Genomic DNA, 26402 nt, shown 5'->3' with positions numbered 1-26402 from the left:
AAAAACCGGTATAAAAAACAGTATAATGATGGAGAAGCTGTGGAGGACATGGCTTCTCCATTTTGCGTATATAGAAGAGAAAGGCGAGGAGAGCATGAGAAAATATGGAGAGAGCGGCATTCTTCTGTCGGTTGTCTGCAACCGGTGCGGGAAGAAGCTGGCGGTGAAAGAAGGCATTCTGCGCGAAGGAGCGGCGCATTTTGATGTGGCATGGGACTATTTTTCGGAGAAAGATGGGGAGGTGCATCATTTTGATCTGTGCGAGGAGTGTTATGATGGAGTGACGCGGGAATTTCTGATTGAGGCAGATAAGGAGGAGAGGACGGAACTATTGTAGAGTCGTGAGGGGAACGGAGAAACGCGGGACAGGCGGTGCGCCATCTGCGTCTCTCCAGTGAATTGGATTGCTGAATTTCTGGCTTGCAACATAGTATTTCTTTATGATATTATTAAATGATATGGGAGTTAGGGGGAAAGCTGTTTTGACAGCTTTTTGCATGACTTTTAATTAAAAAGATTTATTATGAATCATTTATTTAATAGAAAAGAGGATGTTTCATGTTAGATGTATGTTTGCTGGGAACGGGCGGGATGATGCCGCTGCCGTATCGGTGGCTGACGGCTTTGATGGTCCGCTGCTCGGGCAGCAATTTGCTGATAGACTGCGGGGAAGGCACGCAGATTGCGTTGAAAGAAAAGGGTTGGAGCCCGAAGCCGGTGGATGTGATTTGTTTTACACATTATCACGCGGATCATATCAGCGGTCTGCCGGGACTTTTGTTGACGATGGGAAATGCGGAGCGGACGGAGCCGATCACGATGATTGGACCGAAGGGACTGGAACGCGTGGTAACGGCACTGCGGACGATCGCGCCGGAATTGCCGTTTTCGCTTGAGTTTATCGAGCTGACGGAGCCGAGACAGCAGCTTCAGATTGGACCGTATGTGATCGATGCGTACCGGGTCAACCATAATGTGACCTGTTATGGGTACTCGATTTCGATTCCGAGAAAGGGACGGTTCGATGTGGAACGCGCGCGGGCGCAGGAGATTCTGCAGAAGTTCTGGAGCCGCCTGCAGAAGGGGGAGACGATCGAGGAGGAAGGCAGAACGCTGACACCGGATATGGTGCTCGGAGGTGACCGGAAGGGAATCAAGGTGGCATACTGTACCGATACGAGACCGCTTCCGGTAATTGCGGAGTACGCGAAGGATGCGGATCTGTTTATCTGTGAAGGCATGTACGGCGAGGACGGGAAAGAAGCCAAGGCGAGAGAATACAAGCATATGACATTCCAGGAGGCGGCGCACCTGGCGAAGGAGGCCCAGCCGAAGGAAATGTGGCTGACTCATTACAGCCCGTCGCTCATCCGTCCGGATGATTATATGGATAAAGTGCGTGAGATATTCCCGAGAGCGAAAGCCGCCCGCGATGGCTGGACGGCAGAGCTGGGATTTGATGAGGAGTAAGGGCGATGCAGACGGAAGAAAAGAGAGAGAATATAGAAGAAAAGAAGGAAGAACGGATGGAAATGCCAGTTTCAGGAGCATTGGAACGGGGACCAGGGAAAGCTCCGGTATCGGGGGCAGAGATTTCCGTGCATGATACAGAAAACGGACACCCATCAGAAGATGTTTACATTCTTGCAATCGAGAGTTCCTGTGATGAGACAGCAGCTTCAGTCGTGAAAAACGGACGTACCGTTCTTTCCAATATCATATCTTCCCAGATCGATCTTCACACGCTGTTTGGCGGCGTTGTGCCGGAGATTGCGTCGAGAAAGCATATCGAGAAGATCAACCAGGTTATTGAAGAGGCGCTGACAGAGGCACATATGAGTCTGGAGGAGATGACGGCGATTGCAGTTACCTACGGTCCAGGGCTGGTTGGCGCGCTTTTGGTCGGTGTGGCGGAAGCCAAAGCACTCGCGTATGCGGCGAAGAAGCCGCTGGTCGGCGTACACCATATCGAGGGGCACGTATCGGCAAATTTCATCGAAAATCCGGATCTGGAACCGCCGTTCATGTGCCTGATCGTGTCAGGCGGACATACACATCTGGTGATTGTGAAAGATTATGGCGAATTTGAGATTCTGGGACGCACCCGAGACGATGCAGCAGGCGAGGCGTTTGACAAGGTGGCACGCGCGGTCGGGCTCGGTTATCCGGGCGGCCCGAAGGTCGATAAGGCGGCAAAAGAGGGGAATCCACATGCGATTGAGTTTCCACGGGCAAAAGTGGGCGACAATCCATATGATTTCAGCTTTAGCGGCTTAAAATCAGCGGTCTTAAATTATATTAACCATGCGAAAATGATGGGCGAGGAGATCAACGTGCCGGATCTGGCGGCTTCGTTCCAGAATGCGGTTGTGGAAGTATTGGTATCGTGCACGATCGAGGCGGCGAAACAGCACGGCTATAAGCGCGTGGCGATCGCCGGCGGTGTGGCATCCAACTCCGCTCTCCGGGCGGGCATGGAGAAGGCCTGTAAAGAGGCGGGCATCCAGTTCTTCCATCCGTCACCGATCTTCTGTACGGACAATGCGGCGATGATCGGCGCGGCGGCGTACTATGAATATAAGAAGGGCGCGCGCGCAGGCTGGGATCTGAATGCGGTGCCGAATTTGAAGCTGGGCGAGAGATAATACAAATTTTTTCAGGAAGAATTGTTTTGCGGTTAGTTTTTTTAAAAAATATTGATTTGACAAAAAGTGGAAAAAGAGTGTTTTAAGAGATTGTTCTGGCATGGAGGAGAAACGAGATGGAACATACATTGGATCAATTTGGGAAAGAGAAAATTACACCGCATCCGACCCGCACCGCCGCTATCGTTCTGGCAGCCGGACAGGGAAAACGGATGAAAAGCAAGATTCAGAAGCAGTTTCTCCTTCTGGAGGAAAAGCCGGTCATCTGGTATGCACTTCACGCGTTTGAGGAAAGCCGGGTCGATGATGTGATTCTGGTGACCGGGGCGGATGAGATCGCGTACTGCCGGGACGAGATTGTAGGAAAATATGGATTTTCCAAGGTGCGCGCTATCGTTGCGGGCGGAAAAGAGCGCTACCATTCGGTCTACGAGGGTTTAAAGGCGCTCGGCAGCCAGCTTTCCTATGGGGAGGGAGACTGCGTCCTGATTCATGACGGGGCGCGTCCGTTTGTGGACGAGCCGATGATTGAACGTATCGTATCAGATATACGAAGTTATAGCGCAGCAGTGGCAGGCATGCCGTCAAAGGATACGGTCAAGCTGGCGGATGCGGACGGATTTGCCTCTGTGACGCCGGAACGGGCGTATGTCTGGATGATTCAGACACCGCAGGGATTTACTTACCCGCTGATCCGCGCGGCGTATGACAAGATGATGAGTCGGGAAGAGTACCAGCAGGGAGTGACGGATGATGCGATGGTGGTCGAGACGATGACCGATCACAAGGTACGCCTGACCGAAGGTTCTTACCGGAATATCAAGGTGACAACACCGGAGGATATGGAGGTCGCGGCTGCATTTTTACAAAATAAAAAAAGTTAATAGGTCTATTGACAACCCTTGACTTCTATGTTATAGTATTTATCGTGTTTAACTGCCGAAGACAGCAGGTGCCGAAAGGCATAAGGTTAATACGCCTGCCGAGGGAACTGATATCGTTGTATATTTCTATCCCCCTGTCCTGCGAGTGACGGAGGGATTTTATTTTACAGAAAACGTTTACCAGGCGGTTATAGAAATAAAACAGGAGGTAAACCAATCATGGCAAAAGTTGAATTAAAGCAGCCGGTTGTTGCTGAAATCGCAGAATTATTCAACGGCGCTAAGGGCGCAGTAGTAGTTGACTACCGTGGACTGACAGTTGAGCAGGACACACAGCTCCGTAAGCAGTTAAGAGAAGCTGGTGTTACTTATAAAGTATATAAGAACACCATGATTCGTTTCGCTGCTAAGGGTACCGCGTTCGAGGCTCTGGAGCCGAATCTGGAGGGTCCGACCGCTCTGGCTGTATCCAAAGAGGATGCTACAGCTCCGGCAAGAATTTTAGCTGAGTTCGCTAAAAAAGCAGACAAGCTTGAGATCAAGGGCGGCGTTGTAGAGGATACTTACTACGATGCAAAGGGCATGCAGGTTATCGCAACCATCCCGTCCAGAGAAGTTCTTCTTGGAAAACTTCTTGGAAGCATGCAGTCTCCGATCACAAACTTCGCTCGTGTTATCAAACAGATCGCAGAGCAGCAGGAGGCATAAGACCCTTACCTGCAAAGCAGGGTGTAAGGTGCGTGAGAGCCGCATAGTAAAGCAAGAGGCCGCATAAGGTCGATTTAAAATTCAATCACAGGAGGAATATTAAAATGGCAAAGTTAACAACAGCTGAGTTCATTGAGGCAATCAAAGAATTATCCGTATTAGAGTTAAACGATTTAGTAAAAGCTTGCGAGGAAGAGTTCGGTGTATCCGCAGCAGCAGGCGTTGTTGTAGCAGCAGCAGGTGCAGCTGAGGCAGCAGAAGAGAAGACTGAGTTCGACGTAGAGCTGACAGAGGTTGGCCCGAACAAAGTTAAAGTTATCAAGGTAGTTCGTGAAGCTACAGGTCTTGGTCTGAAAGAGGCTAAGGAAGTAGTTGACGGTGCTCCGAAGGTAGTTAAGGCTGGCGCTTCCAAGGAAGAGGCTGAGGACATCAAGACTAAATTAGAGGCTGAAGGCGCTAAAGTTACCTTAAAGTAATTTAAGTAATTTCGCATAGAGCTAATTGCATTACAGATGGGGAGTCTGGCGTGTGCGTGAGCGCATGCCGGGCTCTTTTTATTTCATAGGAAATTGCGTCCTATGAAATAAAAAACGCTCCGCGAAGATGCAGACTCTTTTTTAAACGGGGGAATCAAATCAAGATGGCAGAGAAGATAAGAAATGAAACGGCAGCAGATGAGGAACTTAAAACGCTTCGAGAACGGCTTAAGGCGTGCGAATTTCTGCTGATTGGGCTTGGAAGCGAATGGGAGAAGGCGGGAGGCGCGGAGGTACAGGAGGCATACCGGGCGCTGGCATCGATGACAGAGGGGAAGGATTATTTTATCGTGACAACCGCAAAGGATGCGCGCATCTTTGAAAGTTCGTTGGATGAAGCGAAGATCACGGCGCCGTGCGGTAATGTGAACTGGCTTCAGTGTTCGAAAGGCTGTACGAAGGATATCTGGGAGCGCGGCGAGGTGGCGGATGGTATCTGCCCGCACTGTGGGGCGCCGCTGACAGAAAACACAGTTCTGGCGAATCCGTATATCGAGGAAGGTTATTTGAAAAGCTGGAATCTCTACCGGGAATGGCTGGCTGGAACCTTAAACCATGCGCTTCTGATTCTCGAGCTGGGAGTGGATTTCAAGACGCCGACCGTCATCCGCTGGCCCTTTGAAAAGACGGTCTTTTTTAACCGCAAATCGCATATGTATCGGATAAACCAGAAGTTTTACCAGATTGTCGGAGATATTCAGGAGAGGACCGTATCGATTCCGCAGAATTCGGTCGGCTTTATCCGCAATTTTGCTTCCTGCGATTGAGAGTCCACTTAGTTACTGGGCACGTATGCGTGAACAGTAACGTCCACTTATCTGCGGAGGGGACATTTGGGAAGCAAAACTTGAGAAACCGCTTCGATTGTGCTAAAATGGAACCATCGTTTGACAGAAAACGACAGAAAATGACATGGACGAGAGGATAGGGCAATGGGAGCAATCAGTAATGACTGGCTGGCTCCGCTCAGCGGAGAGTTTAAAAAGCCATATTACAGAAAGTTATACGATACTGTGAAACGGGAATATGAGACGCATGTTGTATATCCGGATGCGAATGATATTTTCAATGCATTTGATTTTACCCCTCTTTCCGAGGTAAAGGTGGTTATTTTAGGTCAGGATCCCTACCATAGTCCGGGACAGGCGCATGGGCTTTGCTTTTCGGTAAAGCCGGATGTGGAAATCCCGCCGTCCCTGGTGAATATTTATCAGGAATTGCACGATGATCTCGGCTGCTACATCCCGAACAATGGCTATCTGACGAAATGGGCGAAGCAGGGAGTCATGCTGCTGAACACAGTTCTGACCGTCCGCGCGCATCAGGCTAATTCCCACCGTGGAATCGGCTGGGAGGAGTTTACGGACGCTGCGATCAAGATCTTAAATGAGCAGGACCGTCCGATGGTATTTATTCTGTGGGGACGTCCGGCACAAGCGAAGAAATCGATGCTTAATAATCCAAAGCATCTGATTCTCGAAGCACCGCATCCGAGCCCGCTGTCTGCGTACCGCGGATTTTTCGGCAGCCGCCCATTCAGCAAGACCAATGAATTTTTAAAAGAACATGGTGTTGCCCCGATCGACTGGCAGATAGAAAACGTGTAGGAAGGAGCAGACATGAGTTTTGTTGAGATTTTAAAGGTAATTGTACTGGGAATCGTGGAAGGTTTCACGGAATGGCTTCCGATCAGCAGTACCGGGCATATGATTCTGGTGGATGAGATCATCCATCTGGATGTCAGCGAGGCGTACCGGGAAGTGTTTATGGTTGTCATCCAGCTGGGTGCGATTCTGGCGGTTATGGTGCTGTATTTCAATAAATTGAATCCGTTTTCACCGCACAAATCGATGGCGCAGAAGCGCGGTACAATCCGTTTGTGGATAAAAATTATTATAGCCTGCATTCCGGCAGCAGTGATTGGGCTTCCGCTTGACCATTTCATGGATAAGCTGATGAACGGCTATGTCGTAGCAGCGATGCTGATTCTCTACGGCGTTTTGTTTATCGTACTGGAAAATCGAAACGTGCACCGTCATTTTCCGATTGAGCGCGTGACGCAGATTTCGTTCCAGACAGCGGCGCTGATCGGCTGTTTCCAGGTGCTGGCGATGATTCCGGGTACTTCCCGTTCGGGCGCGACGATTCTGGGCGCGATGCTGATCGGCTGTTCACGTCCGGCGGCGGCAGAATTTTCATTCTTCCTTGGGATTCCGGTTATGTTCGGTGCGAGTTTTTTAAAGATTGTGAAATTTTTCATTCAGGGCGGCGGATTTTCTTTCGCGGAGTTCATTTATCTGGTTCTTGGTATGGTGGTCGCATTTGGCGTGTCCGTGTACTCGATCAAGTTCCTGATGGGATATGTCCGCAAGCATGATTTCAAGTTTTTCGGATATTATCGGATTGTGCTTGGTATCGTGGTGCTGTCCTACTTTGGTATTTCGGCGCTAGTAGGTTAAAATGTACGCTCGGAGTCTTTCCTGCACTTGCTTTTGCGGCTGGCGGAAAGATTCCGAGAGCACATTAAATAGAAAAAGAGGATTCAGACCTGACAGAAATGCGGAGGTCTGGATCCTTTTTTACGTTCATATAATACATGGAAGCGGGAGCGCAAATATAAAGGGGATGTCCTGCCACAGTTCAGGGCTGACACATCTAAAATGGTAAATCGGATCATTCAAAATAAGGATTCCATGAGGAAAAAACTGCTCTGCCTGTGCGCGGCAGTGCTGCTGGATCTGTGTTTTTTGGGAATCGTGTGCAGGCTGGCAGTGGGGATGCAGTGGGAAGATTTGGCAAAAGTGGAGCAGGCGGACCAGACGGACCAGACGGTTTCCTCACCGGAATGCTTTTCCGGCGGGGAGCTGGCGCTGACCTTCGACGACGGGCCGCACAGGGTGTACACGAAAAAGCTGCTGGACGGCTTGCGCGAGAGGGGCGTGAAAGCCTCTTTTTTTCTGGTCGGGGAAAATATTCCGGGTAATGAAGAACTGGTGCGCCAGATGGCTAAAGATGGTCATCTCATCGGGGTTCACTGCATGGCGCATGTGGATCTGGCACGCCAGCCGATTGAAAAGAGCGTGGAGGAGATTCGGGAGACGGCCGATCGGATCGAGGCGGTCACGGGAAAACGTCCGGAATACATACGTCCGCCGTATGGTTCATGGAGTACGGAGCTTCAGGAGAAGGTGTCGATGACGCCGGTGTTCTGGGACGTCGATACGCTGGACTGGAAAAACCGGAATACGGCGCGGATTGTGAAGCATATCTGCAAAAATGCGGCGGTGCACACGGTGGTGCTGATGCATGATGCATATCAGACTTCGGTCGATGCTGCGCTTGAGACGATTGACACATTGACGGCGGAGGGATATACTTTTGTTACAATAGAAGAATGTCTGATTGATTGAGAGGATACGATGGATTTATTTGATTATATGCGGAAAAATACGATCGAGCAGGAGGCGCCGCTGGCATCCAGGCTGCGCCCGTCTACGCTTGACGAGGTGGTGGGACAGAAGCATATCATAGGAAAGGATAAGCTTTTGTACCGGGCGATCAAGGCGGATAAGCTCGGATCGCTGATTTTTTATGGACCGCCCGGAACGGGCAAAACGACGCTGGCGCGCGTGATTGCCAACACGACGAGCGCGCGTTTTGAGCAGCTCAACGCGACGGTGGCGGGGAAAAAAGATATGGAACAGGTCGTGCAGGATGCCAAGGATGCGTTGGGGATGTACGGAAAGCGCACGATCCTGTTTATCGACGAGATTCACCGCTTTAATAAGGGGCAGCAGGACTATCTTCTGCCGTTTGTTGAGGATGGTACGATTCTGCTCATTGGTGCGACGACGGAGAATCCGTATTTTGAGGTCAACGGGGCGCTGATTTCCCGATCCCGTATTTTTGAGCTGAAACCGTTGGAAAATGCGGATATCCGCGAGCTTTTAGAGCGGGCGCTCCATGACAAGGAAAAGGGTATGGGAAGCTATCGCGCGGAGGCGACGGACGAGGCGCTCGATTTTCTGGCCGATATGGCAGGCGGAGACGCGCGCGCGGCGCTCAATGCGATCGAGCTTGGTATTCTCACAACGGAACGGAGTGAAGATGGGCTGATTCACATCACACTCGATGTAGCTCAGGAGTGCATCCAGCGCCGTGCCGTGAAGTATGACAAGACGGGGGACAACCATTACGATACGATCTCAGCGTTTATCAAGAGTATGCGCGGTACCGATCCGGATGCGGCAGTTTATTATCTGGCGAAGATGCTGGATGCAGGCGAGGATATCAAATTTATTGCGCGGCGTATCATGATCTGTGCATCGGAGGATGTCGGCAATGCGGATCCGCAGGCGATTCAGGTTGCGGTCAGCGCGGCGCTGGCAGTGGAGCGGATTGGTCTGCCGGAGGCGCGGATTATCCTGTCGCAGGCGGCTACCTATGTGGCGAGCGCGCCGAAGAGCAACGCGGCGTATATGGCGGTCGATGAGGCACAGGAGGCGGTCAGGTTAAAGGGCAACTTTACGGTGCCGTCCCATCTGCGCGACTGCCATTACAGCGGGGCGGAGAAGCTGGGGCATGGCGACGGGTACAAGTATGCACATGATTATCCGAACCATTATGTGAAGCAGCAGTACCTGCCGGATGGACTGGAGGGCAGCACATTTTACCGCCCGTCAGAAAATGGGTATGAGAAGAAGATTGGGGAGTGGCTGCACTTCCTGAAGGGCTCTGAATGAGAAAAAGCTTCTTTTTAGATGGATTTTGCCGATGCTACGCATTCCAAATCGGCAAAATCTGCTGCCGGAACTGTATCGTACGGAATTTTCAGTTCAGAAAATTCCTACCTGTGAACAGTTACTATGTTCCTGAATTGATATGTATGAAGAAAATGTTTACTTGAATTTTTATGAAAACCGTTTATAATAAAACCAAGGTGGCTGCAGGATAAAGAGCAGTCACAGCATAAAAGGCTATGTTAAAAAGGTATGCTGGGCAGGTATCTGCCTGTCCGGTTTCGTGTAAGTACCTGGAAGACATCCACACGTTTCTTATTTCTGATTTTTGAATCCCAGAGAATATGACACAATTAAACAGGGTAAGGAGAATTATATGAGAGAAAAATTAAAGACACTCCCTCTGGTGCAGCTTCGGGAAATGGCGAAGGCACAGGGGTTAAAGGGGATCAGCACCCTGAAAAAGGCGGAGATCATAGACAGGCTGTGCGAACTTGAGAAGCCGGCGGAAGGGGGACAGAAAGAAGAAACGCCCCAGGCTTCTGTCAGTGAGCATCCGGCTGGATCGGCGGAACCGGCAGAGAGAACGGAAATGCACGTGCAGCCGCGCAGAACGGATGCAGGGCAGAATACATCGGCACAGACGTATTCGCAGCCGCGGAGATCTGCCAACGGAGAACGGGCTGCGGGAGGGCAGAATTCCAGCTATGAGCGCCGAAGCGAAGGCGGATACCGCCGGAATGAATACGGCTCCTATACACGCCGTGAGAATAATAATACCCGTTATCAGGATAACCGCAGACGCGAGTACACGCAGCGAGAGGGGTATCAGAGAAATTCCTATGTGCCGCGTAACAATTACAATGAAGCGATGAGCGCAAGAACCGAGTATAGCCAGCCGGAACATACCGCACCGGCACCGCAGATGGCAGAAGCAGCCTCCGAGTACAGTCAGCCGGAACGTACCGCGCCGGTGCAGCAGATGGAAAGCACCCGTACCGAGGTGGAAAATGCACGCATGGAGGATCTGAAAAATGAATTTCAGGAGTTGGACAGCGGCATCGAGGCGAACGGAATCCTGGAGGTTATGCCGGATGGATTTGGATTTATCCGTTGTGAAAACTTCCTGCCGGGTGAAAATGACGTCTATGTGGCGCCGTCCCAGATCCGCCGTTTTAATCTGAAAACTGGTGATATCGTGCGCGGAAGCCGTCGTGTGAAGTCGGCGACGGAGAAATTTGCCGCATTATTATATATTAATTCGGTCAATGGATACCCGACCAGCGTGGTGGAAAAACGTCCGAATTTTGAAAATCTGACGCCAATTTTCCCAAATGAACGCCTGCACCTGGAATATCCGGGGGTTAAGACTTCCATGGCGATGCGCGTGATGGATCTGCTGTCTCCGATCGGAAAAGGACAGCGAGGCATGATCGTATCCCCGCCAAAAGCCGGAAAGACCACCCTGTTAAAGCAGGTGGCGACGACCATCACAAAGAACCATCCAGAAATGCACCTGATCATCCTTCTGATCGATGAGCGTCCGGAGGAGGTGACAGATATCCGTGAGACGGTAACGGGAGAAAATGTCGAGGTCATCTATTCGACGTTTGACGAGCTGCCGGAGCGTCATAAACGTGTGTCGGAGATGGTAGTAGAACGGGCGAAGCGCCTTGTCGAGCACGGAAGGGACGTTATGATTCTTTTAGACAGTATCACCCGTCTGGCGAGGGCTTACAACCTGGTGGTTCCGCCGAGTGGACGAACTCTTTCAGGTGGTTTAGATCCGGCAGCGCTGCATATGCCGAAGCGCTTCTTCGGTGCGGCGAGAAATATCCGCGAGGGCGGCAGCCTGACGATTCTGGCGACCGCGCTGATTGAGACGGGCAGCCGCATGGACGATGTTATTTACGAGGAATTTAAGGGAACCGGCAACATGGAGCTGGTGCTTGACCGCAAACTTTCCGAGAAGCGCATCTTCCCGGCGCTTGATATCCTGCGTTCCGGTACGCGAAGAGATGATCTGCTTCTTTCGTCCGCCGAGGCGGAAGCGGTCGATATCGTCCACAAGGCGACCAACACGCAGAAACCGGAGGATACCGTCGAGCGGATCCTGGATCTGTTTGCCAAGACGAAGAACAATACGGAATTTGTGGAGATCACGCGGAAAAAGGGGTCATTTTACTAAAAATCATGTTTCACCAATAGCGCATCTGTGAGGACTTTCTTCCAGGCAGGAAAACAGGACTGTAGGAAGAAAAATAGTATTGAAAAATAGATAAAATTGCTTGCTAAAAAGTACACACCATGATATAATTATAAGGCTGTATTAACAGACGGTAGTTCTGACATCTGCGTGAGTCGTCCTTACGAGTGGAAGGAACGCTTAAATGATGGAATAGCGTGCCTGGATGTGCGGAGCTTTATATAGAGCCGTTTTAAGACGGCTTGCAATTAAAAAAGCGGTCGGAAATCGCAATGAAAAATTCAGAGAGGTGAAAGAAATGAGAGAAGGAATCCATCCAGCCTATTATCAGGCAAAAGTAGTTTGCAACTGTGGTAACGAGTTCGTAACTGGTTCTACCAAGAAAGACATCCACGTAGAGGTTTGCTCCAAGTGTCATTCATTCTACACAGGCCAGCAGAAAGCAGCCGCTGCCCGCGGACGTATCGATAAGTTCAACCGCAAGTACGGCATCAACGCAGGCAAATAAGTTTGAACCATGTAAAGGTTGGGTTTTAGTGGCGACATTAAACTCAGCCTTTTTGTTTTCTTCTTTTTTTATTTTGAAAGGACAGCATGAAGTATTCAGGAATTGGCGGTCAGGCGGTAATTGAAGGAATCATGATGATGAAAGGTGAGGACTATGCAGTGGCAGTCCGCCGGCCTGACAAAGAGATAGAAGTAAAAAAAGACACATACCAGAGTATCACGAAAAAAGCGAAGATTTTACAGCTTCCGTTTGTGCGCGGCGTGTTCCGGTTTGCAGATTCGATGATCATCGGTATGCGGAGTCTGACGTATTCCGCCAGCTTTTTTGAAGATGACGAGGATGCAGAGCCGGGAAAATTCGAACAGTTTTTAGACCGTGTGTTCGGCGAGAAGCTGGAGAGTGCGATCATGGCAGCAGTTCTGGTAATTTCGTTTATCCTGGCAATTGGTATTTTTATGCTCCTGCCGCTGGGGATTGCGAACCTGTTTAAGGGAGTTATCACATCGGATCATCTGATGGCAGTGCTGGAAGGTGTGATCCGGATCGCGATTTTTATTATCTATATTAAACTCGTTTCGCGGATGGAGGACATCCGGCGGACATTTATGTACCACGGGGCGGAGCACAAGTGCATCAACTGTGTGGAACACGGACATCCGCTGACGGTAAAATATGTGCGCGAGAGCTCTAAGGAGCACAAGCGCTGTGGTACCAGTTTCATATTGATTGTCATGGTGATCAGTATTCTGATGTTTATGGTGATCCGGGTCGATACGATCTGGATGCGGATTCTGAGCCGTATTATTCTGGTTCCGGTCATTGCAGGTATATCATATGAGGTATTGCAGTGCGCCGGACGGAGCAATTCGAAGTTTATGGATCTGGTGAGCCGTCCGGGTATGTGGATGCAGGGTCTGACGACGAAGGAGCCGGATGACTCGATGATTGAGGTGGCGATCGCGGCGACCGAGGCAGTTTTTGACTGGAGAGAATACCTGACGGAGAATTTCCCAGGCTGGGAAAAGCAGCTGGAAGAGTCATAAATAGAACACGGTACGACAGAGGGGATGAGTCGATGAGCGAGGAAAACGGAAGAACAGACCTGACCTGGAGAGAACTGTTGGATGAGGGCGGCGCGCGCTTAAGTGAGGCGGGTGTGCCGGACGCAGGGACGGATGCCTGGTATCTGATGGAAGCGGCGTTCGGGATTGACCGGGTGCATTATTATCTGGATCAGAACCGTCCGATCCATGCGGAACGCCTGGAAAAGGGCTATGGGCGCTATCAGGAAATGCTTCAGAAACGGGCAGAGCGCATTCCACTGCAGCAGATTCTGGGAATGCAGGATTTTATGGGAATGACATTTTCTGTCGATGAAAATGTCCTGATTCCGCGCCAGGATACGGAGACGTTAGTTGAGCGGGTTCTTCGGGATTACCCGGAAAAGGATCTGAAACTTTTGGATATGTGTACCGGATCCGGCTGTATCGCGATCAGCCTTGCCGTGCTTGGCGGCTACCAGAACGTGACGGCGGTGGATATTTCCGAGGCGGCGCTGCGCGTGGCAAAGAAAAATGCGAGACGTCTCTTTTTGATTCAGAAGGGAACTGCGCGGTCAGAATCGTTTCAGGTATCGGAGGATCCGTGGTGCATCCGCCTGAAAACGTGGCTGGCAAAGGGACCGCGCCTGCAGGCAGAGATCGAGGAACACAGTCTGACACTTTTGCAGAGCAATCTGTTTCAGGCGGTGGAGGCGGATGTCATGTACGATGTGATTGTGTCGAATCCGCCGTATATCCCATCGGCGGTGATCGACGGTCTGGAACCGGAGGTACGCGACCATGAGCCGCGGCTGGCGCTGGACGGCAGCGAGGACGGTCTGTATTTTTACCGGGTTCTGGCGCTGGAGTGCAGCAAACATCTGAACAAGGGAGGCTGCGTATATTTTGAGATAGGATATGACCAGGCGGAGGCGGTCAGCCGGATACTGACCATCGCCGGGTATCGGGAGATAGAAGTGATAAAGGATGAGCCGGGGCTTAACCGCGTGGTAAAGGCACGGTGGAACCGTTAGACGATAGAGGAGGATATCATGTTTGACAGATTGGATGATTTGCTGATCCGTTATGAAGAGCTGATGGAAGAGCTCGGCAGCCCGGAAGTGGCAAGCGATACAAATCGTTTCCGCAAGCTGATGAAGGAGCAGTCGGATCTGGCTCCGATTGTGGAGGCATATAAAGAGTATAAGAAGGCAAAACAGGACGTAGAGGACAGTCTGGCGCTTCTGGATGAGGAATCCGACGAGGAGATGCGCGAGATGGCGAAGGAAGAGTTAAATGCTGCGAAAAAGCGCATTGAAGATCTGGAGCAGGAATTAAAAATTCTGCTTCTTCCGAAGGATCCGAATGATGAAAAGAACGTTATCGTCGAGATTCGTGCAGGTGCAGGCGGCGATGAGGCGGCATTATTTGCGTCCGAACTGTACCGTATGTATGTGCGCTTTGCAGAGCGCAACCGCTGGAAAACTGAGCTTGTCAGCGTCAGTGAAAATGGAATCGGCGGCTTCAAGGAGGTCGTTTTCATGATTACCGGCCAGGGCGCTTACTCCAAGATGAAGTACGAGAGCGGTGTCCACCGTGTACAGCGTGTGCCGGAGACCGAGTCCGGCGGACGTATCCATACCTCGACCGCGACGGTTGCCGTGATGCCGGAGGCAGAGGATGTGGACGTTGTCATCGATGATAAAGATATCCGTATTGACGTTATGCGTGCGTCCGGAAACGGTGGACAGTGTGTCAACACGACTGACTCCGCGGTACGTCTGACCCATATTCCGACCGGTATCGTGATCTACAGCCAGACTGAGAAATCGCAGTTACAGAACAAGGAAAAGGCGTTCCGTCTTCTGCGTTCCAAGCTATATGATCTGGAGCTGGAGAGACGCCAGAATGAGGAAGCGGCAGAACGCCGCAGCCAGATCGGTACCGGTGACCGTTCCGAGAAGATCCGTACCTATAACTTCCCGCAGGGACGTGTGACCGAGCACCGCATCAAATTGACCTTGTATAAGATCGATTCGATCATGGACGGCGATCTGTATGAGATCATTGACAGCTTAATTGCAGCCGATCAGGCGGCGAAGCTGGCGAAGATGAATGAGGGCATCTAAAGAATTAGAGAAAACGGAAGGGGGATCCTATATGGAAAGAAGAGATAAAGTCAATTATTATTTGGATCTGGCGGAAATGGTTTCGCAGCGGAGTACCTGTCTGCGAAAGCACTACGGGGCAGTGATTGTGAATAACGATGAGGTTATCTCGACCGGCTATGTGGGTGCCCCGCGCGGACGGAAAAACTGTTCCGATATCGGTCGCTGCATCCGCGAGGAGCTTCATGTGCCGCGCGGCGAGCGGTACGAGTTGTGCCGCAGTGTCCATGCCGAGGCCAATGCCCTGATCAGTGCCTCCAGAGAGCGCATGATCGGCGCGTCGCTGTATCTGACCGGTGTCGATGCGAGAACCGGCGGGTATGTGGAAAAATCGAGCTGCTGTTCGATGTGCAAGCGCATGGTAATCAATGCCGGAATTGAACACGTCTATATCCGTGATACGAAAAATGAGTACCGAAAAGTCGATGTAGAAGATTGGATCCGCGAAGATGAATCGCTGGAAGGAAAATTTGGGTACTAAGAAGCGCACAGGAGACGGCGCTGCCCGCTGGGCACGCCGCATCTTCTGTGCTTTTTTGATCGTGATTGGATGTCTGGTTCTGGCGGATGGTGTGGGGGATGCGGTTAGAAGGGCGGAAAACAGAGGTTTCCAATCTGAAGGAAATGTAGAGCAGAAGTTATCTGGAAAATCTGATTCAGATGCGTCAGAGCCGATATGGCAGCCAGATTTCGCAGCCTTAAAATGTCAGAATGCCGACGTCATCGCCTGGATTCGCATTCCCGGTACTCACATCGACGAACCGATTGTCCAGACAACCGACAATGAATCGTACCGCAGCATCGGGTTGGATGGAAAACCAGATCCAGCCGGGACTGTCTTTCTGGACTGCGAGAGTGCACCGGATGCATCGGATTTTCATTCGATTTTTTACGGGCATCATATGAAGGACGGAAGCCGGTTTTCCGAGCTGATCCGCCTGAAAGACGAAGATTTCTTCCAGAAGCATCGGACGGCTTATCTCTATTTTCCAGATGGGAAAAGGCGGACACTCCGTCTGATTGCAGCGCTCACTGCGGGCAGTCAGGGGGAACGGCGTAGGACGGAATTTGCGGATCGGTCGGAGATGCATCCTTATATAGAAGAAATGACGGAGGGATGCCGGTTTCGCGAACTTCCAGACGAGGAGGTTTCCCACTTGTATTCCTTTGTGACGTGCAGTTATGAATTTGCGGATGCGCGGACGATTGTGTATGCAGTGGATGAATGATGCTTATGGATTGTACGTTACTGTTCACGTATACGTGCCCAGTAACGGAATTTGCCGTGGCTCCGCATTTAAATACGGCAAATTCCTGCTGCCACCACGTTTTCTTACGGCACTTTCGGTTCCAAAAGTGCCTACCCGTGAACAGTTACGATTGTACAATGCAAGAAAGAAGTGCAAAGCAAATAAATTTGCAAGCAGCAGGCAAATGTGGTATATTACTTATAGTGATGAGATCTGCCTTTTTTTAGAAAAGAGGCGTGAAAATAAAACATATGAGGAGAACAAGATATGAAGGGTATCGTTTTAGCAGGCGGTTCAGGCACACGCCTTTACCCGCTGACACGCGTAACTTCCAAACAGCTGCTTCCGATTTATGACAAACCGATGATTTACTATCCGATCTCCGTTCTGATGAACGCGGGAATCCGGGATATTCTGATTATTTCGACACCGGATGACACACCGCGTTTTAAAGAACTTCTGGGCGACGGACATCAGTTTGGTTTACATTTAAGCTATGCTGTACAGCCGAGCCCGGATGGACTGGCACAGGCTTTTATCATAGGCGAGGAGTTTATTGGGGATGATTCCGTAGCGATGATTCTGGGTGATAATATTTTCCAGGGTCAGGGACTTGTGAAACGCCTGCGTGCTGCCTCTGCCAAGAAAGAGGGCGCGACTGTATTCGGCTACTATGTCGATGATCCGGAGCGCTTCGGTATCGTAGAATTTGACGACCAGGGCAAGGCGATCTCCATCGAGGAGAAGCCGGAGAAACCGAAGTCCAATTACTGTGTAACGGGTCTGTATTTCTATGACAACCGGGTAGTAGAGTATGCGAAACAGTTAAAACCGTCTGCCAGAGGCGAGCTTGAGATCACCGATTTGAACCGCATCTATCTGGAAAATGGCGATCTGGATGTCATTCTTCTGGGACAGGGCTTTACCTGGCTCGATACCGGTACACATGAGTCCTTAGTTGAGGCAACCAATTTCGTTAAGACAGTAGAGACCCACCAGCACCGCAAGATCGCGTGCCTGGAGGAGATTGCGTACTTAAACGGATGGATCAGCAAGGAAGAAGTGCTGGAGGCATACGAGGTATACAAGAAAAACCAGTATGGCAAATATCTGAAAGACGTACTGGATGGGAAATATGTTGATAAAATACATCAGAATTAAAAGGAGTTAAAACAATGAAGATTATCGTGACAGGCGGAGCCGGATTCATCGGCGGAAACTTCGTACACCATATGGTAAATAAATACCCGGAGTATCAGATCATCAATCTGGATCTTCTGACCTATGCGGGCAACTTAGAGACACTGAAACCGGTTGAAAACAAACCAAATTACAAATTTGTACACGGCGATATCGCAGACCGCGACTTCGTGTTTAAACTCTTCGAGGAAGAAAAGCCGGACGTCGTAGTAAACTTTGCAGCAGAGAGCCATGTAGACCGTTCCATCACAGACCCGGAGGCATTTGTCCGTACCAATGTCATGGGAACGACCACCCTGCTGGATGCCTGCCGCACCTATGGAATTAAACGTTATCATCAGGTATCGACCGATGAGGTATACGGCGATCTGCCGTTAGACCGCCCGGATCTCTTCTTCACGGAGACAACCCCGCTTCATACCTCCAGCCCGTACTCTTCTTCCAAGGCGAGTGCGGATCTGTTTGTACTGGCATACCATAGAACCTACGGACTTCCGGTGACAGTATCCCGCTGCTCCAACAACTACGGTCCATATCATTTTCCGGAGAAGCTGATTCCGCTGATGATCAGCCGTGCGCTGGCAGACGAGGAACTTCCGGTATACGGCGACGGCGCGAACGTCCGCGACTGGCTGCACGTATCCGATCATTGTGAGGCGATCGATCTGATTCTCCACAAGGGACGCGTCGGTGAGGTTTATAACATCGGCGGACACAATGAGAGGACCAACCTGGAGGTTGTCAAAACCATCCTGAAAGCGCTGGACAAGCCGGAAAGCCTGATCCGTTACGTCAAGGATCGTCCGGGTCATGACCGCCGTTATGCGATTGATCCGACCAAGATCGAGACAGAGCTTGGCTGGAAGCCGAAATACAATTTTGACACCGGCATTCGTCAGACGATCGACTGGTATCTGAACAATCAGGACTGGTGGAAACACATTTTAAGCGGTGAGTACAGCCAGTACTTCGAAAAAATGTATGGAGATAGATTATAATGAGAGTATTAGTGACAGGCGTTAAAGGCCAGCTTGGCTATGACGTGATGAATGAGCTGAAAAAACAGGGTCTTACTGGCATCGGTGTGGATGTCGATGAGATGGATATTACCGATGCAGAGGCATGCCGCCGCGTGATCACCGAGGCAAAGCCGGATGCAGTGATCCACTGCGCTGCATATACTGCAGTAGACGCAGCGGAACAGAACATGGAACTCTGCCGTAAAGTCAATGCAGATGGAACGAGAAATATCGCTGAGGTCTGCAAAGGTCTGGACATCAAAATGATGTACATCAGCACCGATTATGTATTCAACGGTCAGGGCACCCGCCCTTGGGAGCCGGATGACCACCGGGAACCACTCAACGCCTACGGTCAGTCGAAGTATGAGGGCGAGCTGGCAGTCGAGGAGCTGGTAAAGAAGTTTTTCATCGTCCGTATCGCGTGGGTATTTGGCGTGAACGGCAAGAACTTCATCAAGACGATGCTGCGCGTTGGCAAAGAGCGCGGGGCAGTCAGTGTTGTGGATGATCAGATCGGTTCCCCGACTTACACATACGATCTGGCACGTCTGCTGGTTGATATGATTCAGAGTGATAAATATGGTCGTTACCATGCGACGAATGAGGGACTTTGCAGCTGGTATGAATTTGCAGTTGAGATCTTTAAGCAGGCGGGCATGGACGTCAAGGTGACGCCGGTCAGCACTGCTGAGTATACAGCTGCTTATCCGGGTCAGGCAAAACGCCCGATGAACAGCCGGATCAGCAAAGAAAAACTTTCGGACAACGGATTTGAGCGCCTTCCGTCCTGGCAGGATGCGGTAGGTCGCTATCTGAAAGAAATTCAGTAAAAAATGTGCAATCAGACATAGAAAGCAGCAGCGGCAGAAAGTGTGAAGCGTCGTTGGCTGCAGGATTTTCTTCAGGTTGGAATCAAAATCGTAGAAGGTCATGTATGTTAGTGGGGTATTTCCATAAATGTACATGACCTTTGGACTCTGTATTTGATGATGTAGGAGGAACTCTCAAAATGGGTAAATATTTTGGAACAGACGGATTCCGCGGCGAGGCAAATGTGACGCTGACCGTGGAGGATGCCTATAAAGTAGGTCGTTTCCTGGGCTGGTACTATGGACAGAAGACGAAAGCAGATCGCTGCCGGGTCGTGATCGGCAAGGATACGAGACGCAGCAGCTATATGTTTGAGTATTCGCTGGTATCGGGACTGACCGCTTCCGGCGCAGATGTCTATCTGCTTCACGTGACAACTACTCCGAGTGTATCGTATGTTGTACGCACCGAGGAGTTTGACTGCGGTATCATGATCTCCGCAAGCCACAATCCATACTATGACAACGGAATCAAGGTCATCAATGGACGCGGCGAGAAACTGGAGGAGGAGACGATCGAGAAGATTGAGTCGTATCTGGATGGCGAGATGGGCGAAATTCCATTTGCCAAACGCGATGCGATCGGACGCACCGTTGACTATGCGGCGGGACGCAACCGCTATATCGGTTATCTGATTTCCCTGGCAACACGGTCTTTCAAAAATATGCGGGTAGGTCTTGACTGTGCAAACGGAAGCGCTTCCGCGATTGCGAAAAACGTATTCGACGCACTGGGCGCGGAGACACATGTCATCAACAACACGCCGGATGGTCTGAATATCAATACAAATTGCGGTTCCACCCACATCGGGGGACTGCAGAAATATGTGGTTGAAAATCATCTGGATGTTGGATTTGCTTATGATGGAGATGCGGATCGCTGCCTGGCAGTGGACAGTGAGGGCAAGCTGGTAGATGGCGACAAGATCCTCTATGTATGTGGAAAATACATGAAAGAACAGGGCACGCTGGTCAACAATACGGTTGTCACCACGGTTATGTCGAACTTCGGTCTTTATAAGGCATTTGAGCGCGAGGGCATTTCCTATGAGAAGACGGCGGTTGGTGATAAGTATGTCTATGAAAATATGTCCCAGAACGGTCACTGCCTGGGAGGCGAGCAGTCGGGGCATATCATTTTCAGCAAGCACGCGACGACCGGAGATGGCATTTTGACATCATTAAAGCTGATGGAAGTGATTCTGGAGAAGAAAGAGACACTTGCAAAGCTGGCTGATGAGGTGCAGATTTATCCTCAGGTTCTGAAAAATGTCAGAGTCAAGGATAAAGAGGCGGCGCAGGCAGACCGCGACGTGCAGGCGGAGGTTCAGAAGGTATCGGATGCCTTGGGCGATACCGGTCGAATCTTAGTTCGTCCGAGTGGTACGGAGCCGCTGATCCGCGTGATGGTCGAGGCACCGACGGATGAAATCTGCGGAAAATATGTAGCACAGGTTGTAGAAATGATAGAGAAAAAGGGACTGGCAGAGTAAGACATGAGAGAGCAGTTGACAGAAAGTGATGTAAAGAAGATTCAGGAAGAGATCGACCATCGGAAGCTGGTGGTCCGCAAAGAAGCGATCGAGGCGGTCAAGGAGGCGCGCGCACAGGGTGACTTGAGCGAAAACTTCGAATATTATGCTGCTAAGAAGGATAAGAACCGGAATGAAAGCCGTATTCGCTATCTGGAAAATATGCTGAAGCATGCCAAGATCGTATCGGAAGAATCCCGCCCGGATGAGGTCGGAATGAATGATACGGTTACCCTGTATTTTGAGGATGACGACGAGGAAGAAGTATACCGTCTGGTAACGAGCATCCGGGGCAATTCTCTGGAAAACCGGATCAGCATCGAGTCGCCGCTCGGAAAAGCGATCGAAGGACACCATGTGGGTGATCAGGTGGAAGTGAAGGTCAACGATAAGAGCAGCTATGTGGTGGAGATCCGAAAGATCGAGAAAACGGGAGAAGAGGATTCGGATCGGATTCGTAGTTATTAGTCGCAATACAAAGGAGAGTTTTGATTACTATGAAATTTGAAGAATTATGTGATGCACGTTATTCACTTCGTAAATTTGACAGCCGCCCGGTTGAGGTGGAAAAATTACAGAAAGTGCTGGAGGCAGGACGCAAAGCCCCGACGGCACATAACTTACAGCCACAGCGCTTTTTCGTGATGCAGAGTGAGGAGGCTCTGGCGAAAGCGGATGCATGTACGGCGTGTCATTTTCATTCGCCGGTTGTGATTGTAGCAGCCTATGATCCAGAGATTTCCTGGAAAAGGGAAGAGGACGGGAAAAACCATGGAGAGATCGATGTGACATTGGCGGTTTCCCAGATGATGCTGCAGGCAGCAGAACTGGGACTGGGAACAACGTATGTTGGTATGTTTAATCCAGAAAAATTGCTGGAGCAGTTCCCAGAGATGAAGGGCTTACAGCCGACGGCCTATCTGCCGCTTGGATATCCGGCAGAGACAGCTCATCCGTCCAGGCTGCATACAGATCGCAAGCCGCTAGAAGAGCTGGCAGTATTTCTGTAAAATATAGACAATCCGTAACTGTTCAGTACCTTCACAGTCACGCGCAAAAATCCATTAAAAATTGCCTGCGGCAATGGGATTTTTGCCTGCTGGCCCATGTTTTCGTACGGTCAGCGCAGTAAATGCGCAGACCTACTGAACAGTTACGACAATCCTTTATTTACCATAATCCTTAATTGATGCAGTCTGTTTCCTGAGAAGCTTGGAGACAGGCTGTATTTTTGTGTAATGCCAATGATGCGCACTCGCGCGAAGCAGAAATATGTAACGATATATCTTGCAATCCATGTGCATTTAAAAGTATAATAAAAAAATATGAAGAGAAGCATGAAACGATGTAAGATGAGAAAAGGAAATGGTATGTTATTAAGAGAATATTTAAAAGAATGGACCAAAGAAGACTTATTAAACGAAGCAAGAAGCTACGAGTTAAAGAACTGTTCCCGGCTTAAAAAGGATGACCTGATTGACCGAATTGTAGAATATTTAACGACGGAAGAGGCACTCCGGGGCAGACTTTCATGCCTGACGAAAGAGCAGATGGTGCTTTTTTGCAAAGCCTGTACCGAGCCACAGAAAATTTCTGCAGAAGAGATTATGGATGGAATGCAGTTATATAAATACGTACTTGGAAGTTTTGAGGAAGTGAGTGACTGCTTTACTGTCTTTGAAGAGATTGCACAGGGTTTTAGCGGGATTGACGATGAGGCATTCCGGGCGGTTCAGAGCAAAAAAGGCTGGCTGATGAAGTGTATCAGCTTCTTTATCGATTATTATGAGATTGCGCCGCTGGAAATTTTGTATGAACTGTACAAATTGAAGGTGAAAGGCACGATCGAAGAAATGATCGGGATGCTGGAGGAAATGCCGGAGGACATCACAGAATCCTGCATTTTCCCGATGGAGAAACTGGGAATGCAGGACCTGCCGAAAGAGAATCCGCTTTATTCCGAGAGGGGCTTGTATGTACATCTTCCAGTTTTTGAGGGGGATGGATTCACTGCTTTGTTGAAACAGCAGCAGAATAAAAAATTCTATATTCCGTCTGCACAGCAGTTGGATGAAATCTGTCAGAAAGGGTATGAGGCAGGTGCGCTGGCTTATAAGGAGCTGGAGTCCTATTTCATAAAAAAATTGGATGTGTCGTATGAGAAAGCGGCTAGATGGTGCTTTGAGACGTGGACCAGCAGCTATGAAGGAAAATCACCGGCAGAACTGATGAATAAGATGCATGAGGAAGGGATTGTCTTCCAGAGCGAGCAGCAGATGGGCGAATTTTTAAGACTTCTCATGGATGCGTTCAACAATACGAGAACAAAAGAAAACCGCGGAAATAAACCGTGGGAATTAAGTGAGAGAGGTATGATCGGCGGCATGCCGGCGATGGTGCCGGAAATGTCCCAGCCAGCACCGGTAACCGCGAAAAAGGTGGAGAAGATTTATCCGAATGATCCGTGTCCTTGCGGATCTGGGAAGAAATATAAGAAGTGTTGTGGAAGAAATTAATACTCAGAGGTGAAATGAAAAATGCAGCAAGAGAGGAAAGAAATATCTGGCAAAGCTAATACGATCGCTGGTTTTTCCATCCCTCTGTATCTAGGCATCTTGGCGCTGGTGGTGGTCTGTATGTATATGGACTGTCTTCCGGCAGGCTTGGTCGGCGGCATGATTGCGCTGATGGTGCTGGGCGAGGGACTCAATTTTTTAGGAAATCATACACCGGTTGTGAAAACGTACCTGGGCGGCTCGGTCATCTGTATTCTGGGGGCGGCGGTCATCCAGGCGCTGGGGCTGATTCCGGAGCAGACGCATGAGATCCTGGACAATTTTGTCAACAAAGAAGGATTTCTGGTCTTCTATATCTCAGCGCTGATCACAGGAAGTCTTTTCAATATCGACCGCGGGCTTCTGATCCGCGCAACAGTGAAACTGCTTCCGACAGCTGTCATATCGCTGGCAGTCGGCGTGATACTTTCAGGTCTGCTCGGTATGGTGATGGGGGATAGTTTTCTGGAAGGCATCCTGTATATCGGTATTCCGATGACGAGCGGCGGCATGACGGCGGGAGCAGTGCCTCTGTCGGCAATGTATTCGTCGGTTCTGGGGACGGACGCCGGACAGATCCTGACGCGGATCGCACCGGCGACGGTGCTGGGAAATTGTGTGGCGATCATTTTTGGCGGTTTAGCCAATAATATCGGCGAGCGAAAGCCATCCCTGACCGGAAATGGCTGCCTTGTCAATGACGGTCACGAAGTGAAGAAACAGCCTCCGATGAAACCGACCTTCGCACTCTTATGTACGGGGCTTTTTATTTCAATGGCATTTTATGAACTGGGGGCGCTCTGCCATCATTTTATTTCGATTGTACCGACGTATGCGTGGATGATTGTAGCAGTTGTGATTGTGAAGGGAACGGGAATCCTTTCAGAGCGGCTGGAGGACGCGGCGAGAGAGTGGGGACAGTTCGCGATCCACAGCTGGACAGCGGCGGCGCTGACCGGAATCGGGGCGACGCTGATTGATTTAAAGACGATTTTACACACGATCACTCCATTTTATCTGCTCAGTGTTGTGCTGATTGTCGGGGCGATCACACTGACCGCCGGATTGATCGGCATCAAGATGGGATTTTATCCGCTGGAATCATCGATCGCAGCGGGGATGTGTACGACGAACATGGGCGGTTCCGGAAATGTGGCGGTGCTCAGCAGTTCAAAACGGATGGAACTGCTTCCATTTGCACAGATTGTGACGCGTTCCTGCGGAGCACTGATGCTGACGATCGGGGGCGTGCTGATACAGCTGCTGGCGAGGTAAAAAAGAATTGTGATTGACAGAGAAATGTGTCTGATAGAGGGAAAATAAGTGAAAACAGGGGAATAGAGAAATAGGGAAAAGCTGGGAGGTAGGTCTTATGAACATATTCATTGCGATCATGCTTGTATTTGCGGCAGCCGGGCTTTTGGATGAGATACTGGGAGGAAAGCTGGGGCTGATGCCGAACTTTGAAAAGGGGCTTGCCACGATGGGCGGTCTGGCGATGTCCACGGTCGGATTTTATGCGATCGGAGTTACATATGTGCAGACGCACGCGGAAGCGATTGCGGAGGCGGCAAAGCATATGCCATTTGATCCGGCGCTCATTCCAAGCTGCCTTCTGGCGCCGGATATGGGGGCGCTTGGCATGGCACAGAAGCTGGCGGCGACACCGGCGCTGGCGGCATTTACCGGTGCGATGGTAGCAGGCAGTCTGGGAATGACGGTCGGATACCAGCTGCCGGTCTTTCTGGCAGCTGTTCGAAAAGATGAAATAGGAGAGCTGATGCGAGGATTCATCTTCGGTCTGATTGCCATACCGTCTGGTCTGGCGGTCGGAGGTCTGATGCTGGGTCTGCCTGTCCGTCAGCTCTTTTTTAATATGATCCCGGTTCTGGTGCTGTGCATGGTGCTGATTGCGGCATTTGTGCTGGTTCCGGCGCTGACGATGAAGATCATGATTTTCCTCGGAAATGCGATCCGTATTTTTAGTTTTCTCCTGTTTGGTGTGGCAGTCTTCGGAATTTTCATGCCGAAGTATGCGGTTGTCGAGGATGCCTTGATTGAGGAAATGCTTTTTATGGTACTCCGTATGGTCATCGCAGCGTGCGGCGGTCTGGTGCTGTCGCAGGTAGCGTTAAAACGTCTCCAAAAGCCAATCCAGCGTATCGGAGCGGTCCTGGGTATCAATGAGGAGGCAGTTGTCGGACTGTTCCTTTCCTTTATACAGAGCCTTGCGATGCTGCCATTGTTTTCCAAGATGGATAAGCGCGGAAAAGTATTAAACGCCGCTTTCTCTGTTGCAGGCGCCTATGTGGTAGGCGGTCAGATGCCCTTCGTAGCATCCCTGATACCGGGAAACTGGGTAACAGCCTATATGATCAGCAAGGTGCTGTCAGGCGGACTGGCAGTTGCCCTGGCGGTTATTTGTCTGAGAAGGTCAAAAATGATAGCAGAGTAGAGCTACAGTAAGGAATCGGATATTGCGATAAGAATGGGAAGATAGATAGAAAAAGAAAGAAATAAGAAAGCCCCGACAGTTTCGC

General features: G+C 50.3%; 27 protein-coding genes and 1 other annotated feature. All 27 genes read left to right on the top strand.

Going from position 1 to position 26402, the window contains the following annotated elements:
* Positions 1-94: 94 nt before the first annotated feature.
* The 27 genes from DXC57_RS08490 (at position 95) to DXC57_RS08355 (ending at position 26317) form a co-directional block, all read left to right on the top strand.
* Positions 95-337: a hypothetical protein gene (locus tag DXC57_RS08490; protein ID WP_181357235.1), complete on the top strand. Its 243-nt coding sequence runs from the start codon at positions 95-97 to the stop codon at positions 335-337.
* Positions 338-558: 221 nt separating this feature from the next.
* Entirely contained in the window at positions 559-1470 is a 912-nt protein-coding gene (locus tag DXC57_RS08485; RefSeq protein WP_118652065.1) for a ribonuclease Z, read from the top strand.
* Between the two features lie 5 nt (positions 1471-1475).
* Positions 1476-2645 carry a tRNA (adenosine(37)-N6)-threonylcarbamoyltransferase complex transferase subunit TsaD gene (gene tsaD, locus DXC57_RS08480; protein ID WP_243101389.1) on the top strand — a complete coding sequence of 390 codons (1170 nt, stop codon included), beginning with the start codon at positions 1476-1478 and terminating at the stop codon, positions 2643-2645.
* Positions 2646-2761: 116 nt separating this feature from the next.
* Positions 2762-3529, top strand: a complete 768-nt coding sequence (ispD, locus tag DXC57_RS08475; RefSeq protein ID WP_118652063.1) for a 2-C-methyl-D-erythritol 4-phosphate cytidylyltransferase — start codon at positions 2762-2764, stop codon at positions 3527-3529.
* A gap of 37 nt (positions 3530-3566) precedes the next feature.
* Positions 3567-3701: a sequence feature (ribosomal protein L10 leader region), on the top strand.
* A 47-nt stretch (positions 3702-3748) separates the two neighbouring features.
* Entirely contained in the window at positions 3749-4237 is a 489-nt protein-coding gene (gene rplJ / locus DXC57_RS08470) for a 50S ribosomal protein L10 (protein WP_022360614.1), read from the top strand.
* 104 nt (positions 4238-4341) lie between these two features.
* Positions 4342-4713 (top strand): 50S ribosomal protein L7/L12, encoded by a 372-nt coding sequence (rplL, locus tag DXC57_RS08465; protein WP_107001383.1) that lies wholly within the window; start codon positions 4342-4344, stop codon positions 4711-4713.
* Between the two features lie 164 nt (positions 4714-4877).
* The gene (locus DXC57_RS08460) at positions 4878-5540 is read left to right on the top strand and encodes a hypothetical protein (RefSeq protein WP_118652062.1); all 663 of its coding nucleotides are present in this window, start codon (positions 4878-4880) and stop codon (positions 5538-5540) included.
* A 165-nt stretch (positions 5541-5705) separates the two neighbouring features.
* On the top strand, positions 5706-6380 hold the full coding sequence (locus tag DXC57_RS08455; RefSeq protein WP_118652060.1) for a uracil-DNA glycosylase: 675 nt from the start codon (positions 5706-5708) through the stop codon (positions 6378-6380).
* A 12-nt stretch (positions 6381-6392) separates the two neighbouring features.
* On the top strand, positions 6393-7232 hold the full coding sequence (locus tag DXC57_RS08450) for an undecaprenyl-diphosphate phosphatase (RefSeq protein WP_022360611.1): 840 nt from the start codon (positions 6393-6395) through the stop codon (positions 7230-7232).
* Positions 7233-7466: 234 nt separating this feature from the next.
* Entirely contained in the window at positions 7467-8183 is a 717-nt protein-coding gene (locus DXC57_RS08445; RefSeq protein ID WP_118652200.1) for a polysaccharide deacetylase family protein, read from the top strand.
* Positions 8184-8192: 9 nt separating this feature from the next.
* On the top strand, positions 8193-9515 hold the full coding sequence (locus DXC57_RS08440; RefSeq protein WP_022360609.1) for a replication-associated recombination protein A: 1323 nt from the start codon (positions 8193-8195) through the stop codon (positions 9513-9515).
* Between the two features lie 373 nt (positions 9516-9888).
* A complete protein-coding gene (gene rho, locus DXC57_RS08435; RefSeq protein WP_118468411.1) occupies positions 9889-11700 on the top strand; it encodes a transcription termination factor Rho in 1812 nt (603 codons plus the stop codon).
* A gap of 316 nt (positions 11701-12016) precedes the next feature.
* Positions 12017-12226 carry a 50S ribosomal protein L31 gene (gene rpmE / locus DXC57_RS08430; RefSeq protein ID WP_022360607.1) on the top strand — a complete coding sequence of 70 codons (210 nt, stop codon included), beginning with the start codon at positions 12017-12019 and terminating at the stop codon, positions 12224-12226.
* An 86-nt stretch (positions 12227-12312) separates the two neighbouring features.
* Positions 12313-13269, top strand: coding sequence for a DUF1385 domain-containing protein (locus tag DXC57_RS08425; protein WP_022360606.1), 957 nt, complete (start codon positions 12313-12315; stop codon positions 13267-13269).
* A 32-nt stretch (positions 13270-13301) separates the two neighbouring features.
* Positions 13302-14300, top strand: a complete 999-nt coding sequence (locus DXC57_RS08420) for a HemK/PrmC family methyltransferase (protein ID WP_118472589.1) — start codon at positions 13302-13304, stop codon at positions 14298-14300.
* An 18-nt stretch (positions 14301-14318) separates the two neighbouring features.
* Positions 14319-15395: a peptide chain release factor 1 gene (gene prfA / locus DXC57_RS08415; protein ID WP_107001390.1), complete on the top strand. Its 1077-nt coding sequence runs from the start codon at positions 14319-14321 to the stop codon at positions 15393-15395.
* A gap of 31 nt (positions 15396-15426) precedes the next feature.
* Positions 15427-15915: a deaminase gene (locus DXC57_RS08410; RefSeq protein ID WP_022360603.1), complete on the top strand. Its 489-nt coding sequence runs from the start codon at positions 15427-15429 to the stop codon at positions 15913-15915.
* Positions 15884-16663, top strand: a complete 780-nt coding sequence (locus DXC57_RS08405; RefSeq protein WP_118538561.1) for a class B sortase — start codon at positions 15884-15886, stop codon at positions 16661-16663. The genes DXC57_RS08410 and DXC57_RS08405 overlap by 32 nt, the downstream gene beginning before the upstream one ends.
* 288 nt (positions 16664-16951) lie before the next feature.
* Positions 16952-17845 carry a glucose-1-phosphate thymidylyltransferase RfbA gene (gene rfbA / locus DXC57_RS08395; RefSeq protein WP_022360600.1) on the top strand — a complete coding sequence of 298 codons (894 nt, stop codon included), beginning with the start codon at positions 16952-16954 and terminating at the stop codon, positions 17843-17845.
* 14 nt (positions 17846-17859) lie between these two features.
* On the top strand, positions 17860-18882 hold the full coding sequence (rfbB, locus tag DXC57_RS08390; RefSeq protein ID WP_118652058.1) for a dTDP-glucose 4,6-dehydratase: 1023 nt from the start codon (positions 17860-17862) through the stop codon (positions 18880-18882).
* The gene (gene rfbD, locus DXC57_RS08385; protein WP_107001395.1) at positions 18882-19736 is read left to right on the top strand and encodes a dTDP-4-dehydrorhamnose reductase; all 855 of its coding nucleotides are present in this window, start codon (positions 18882-18884) and stop codon (positions 19734-19736) included. The genes rfbB and rfbD overlap by 1 nt, the downstream gene beginning before the upstream one ends.
* 179 nt (positions 19737-19915) lie before the next feature.
* Positions 19916-21268 carry a phosphoglucosamine mutase gene (gene glmM, locus DXC57_RS08380; protein ID WP_118652056.1) on the top strand — a complete coding sequence of 451 codons (1353 nt, stop codon included), beginning with the start codon at positions 19916-19918 and terminating at the stop codon, positions 21266-21268.
* A gap of 3 nt (positions 21269-21271) precedes the next feature.
* A complete protein-coding gene (gene greA, locus DXC57_RS08375; protein WP_022360596.1) occupies positions 21272-21775 on the top strand; it encodes a transcription elongation factor GreA in 504 nt (167 codons plus the stop codon).
* Between the two features lie 29 nt (positions 21776-21804).
* Positions 21805-22317, top strand: a complete 513-nt coding sequence (locus DXC57_RS08370; RefSeq protein WP_118652054.1) for a nitroreductase family protein — start codon at positions 21805-21807, stop codon at positions 22315-22317.
* A gap of 360 nt (positions 22318-22677) precedes the next feature.
* Positions 22678-23823: an SEC-C metal-binding domain-containing protein gene (locus DXC57_RS08365; RefSeq protein ID WP_182457246.1), complete on the top strand. Its 1146-nt coding sequence runs from the start codon at positions 22678-22680 to the stop codon at positions 23821-23823.
* 21 nt (positions 23824-23844) lie between these two features.
* On the top strand, positions 23845-25137 hold the full coding sequence (locus DXC57_RS08360; protein WP_118522454.1) for a 2-hydroxycarboxylate transporter family protein: 1293 nt from the start codon (positions 23845-23847) through the stop codon (positions 25135-25137).
* A gap of 97 nt (positions 25138-25234) precedes the next feature.
* Positions 25235-26317 (top strand): ethanolamine utilization protein EutH, encoded by a 1083-nt coding sequence (locus DXC57_RS08355; protein WP_118652052.1) that lies wholly within the window; start codon positions 25235-25237, stop codon positions 26315-26317.
* Positions 26318-26402 lie beyond the last annotated feature (85 nt).

The sequence above is a fragment of the Clostridium sp. TF06-15AC genome (assembly GCF_003481165.1).
Lineage (GTDB): Bacteria > Bacillota > Clostridia > Lachnospirales > Lachnospiraceae > Otoolea > Otoolea fessa.
The sequence above is the reverse complement of the archived record's forward strand: the minus strand, read 5'-3'. Positions and strand labels throughout refer to the sequence as shown.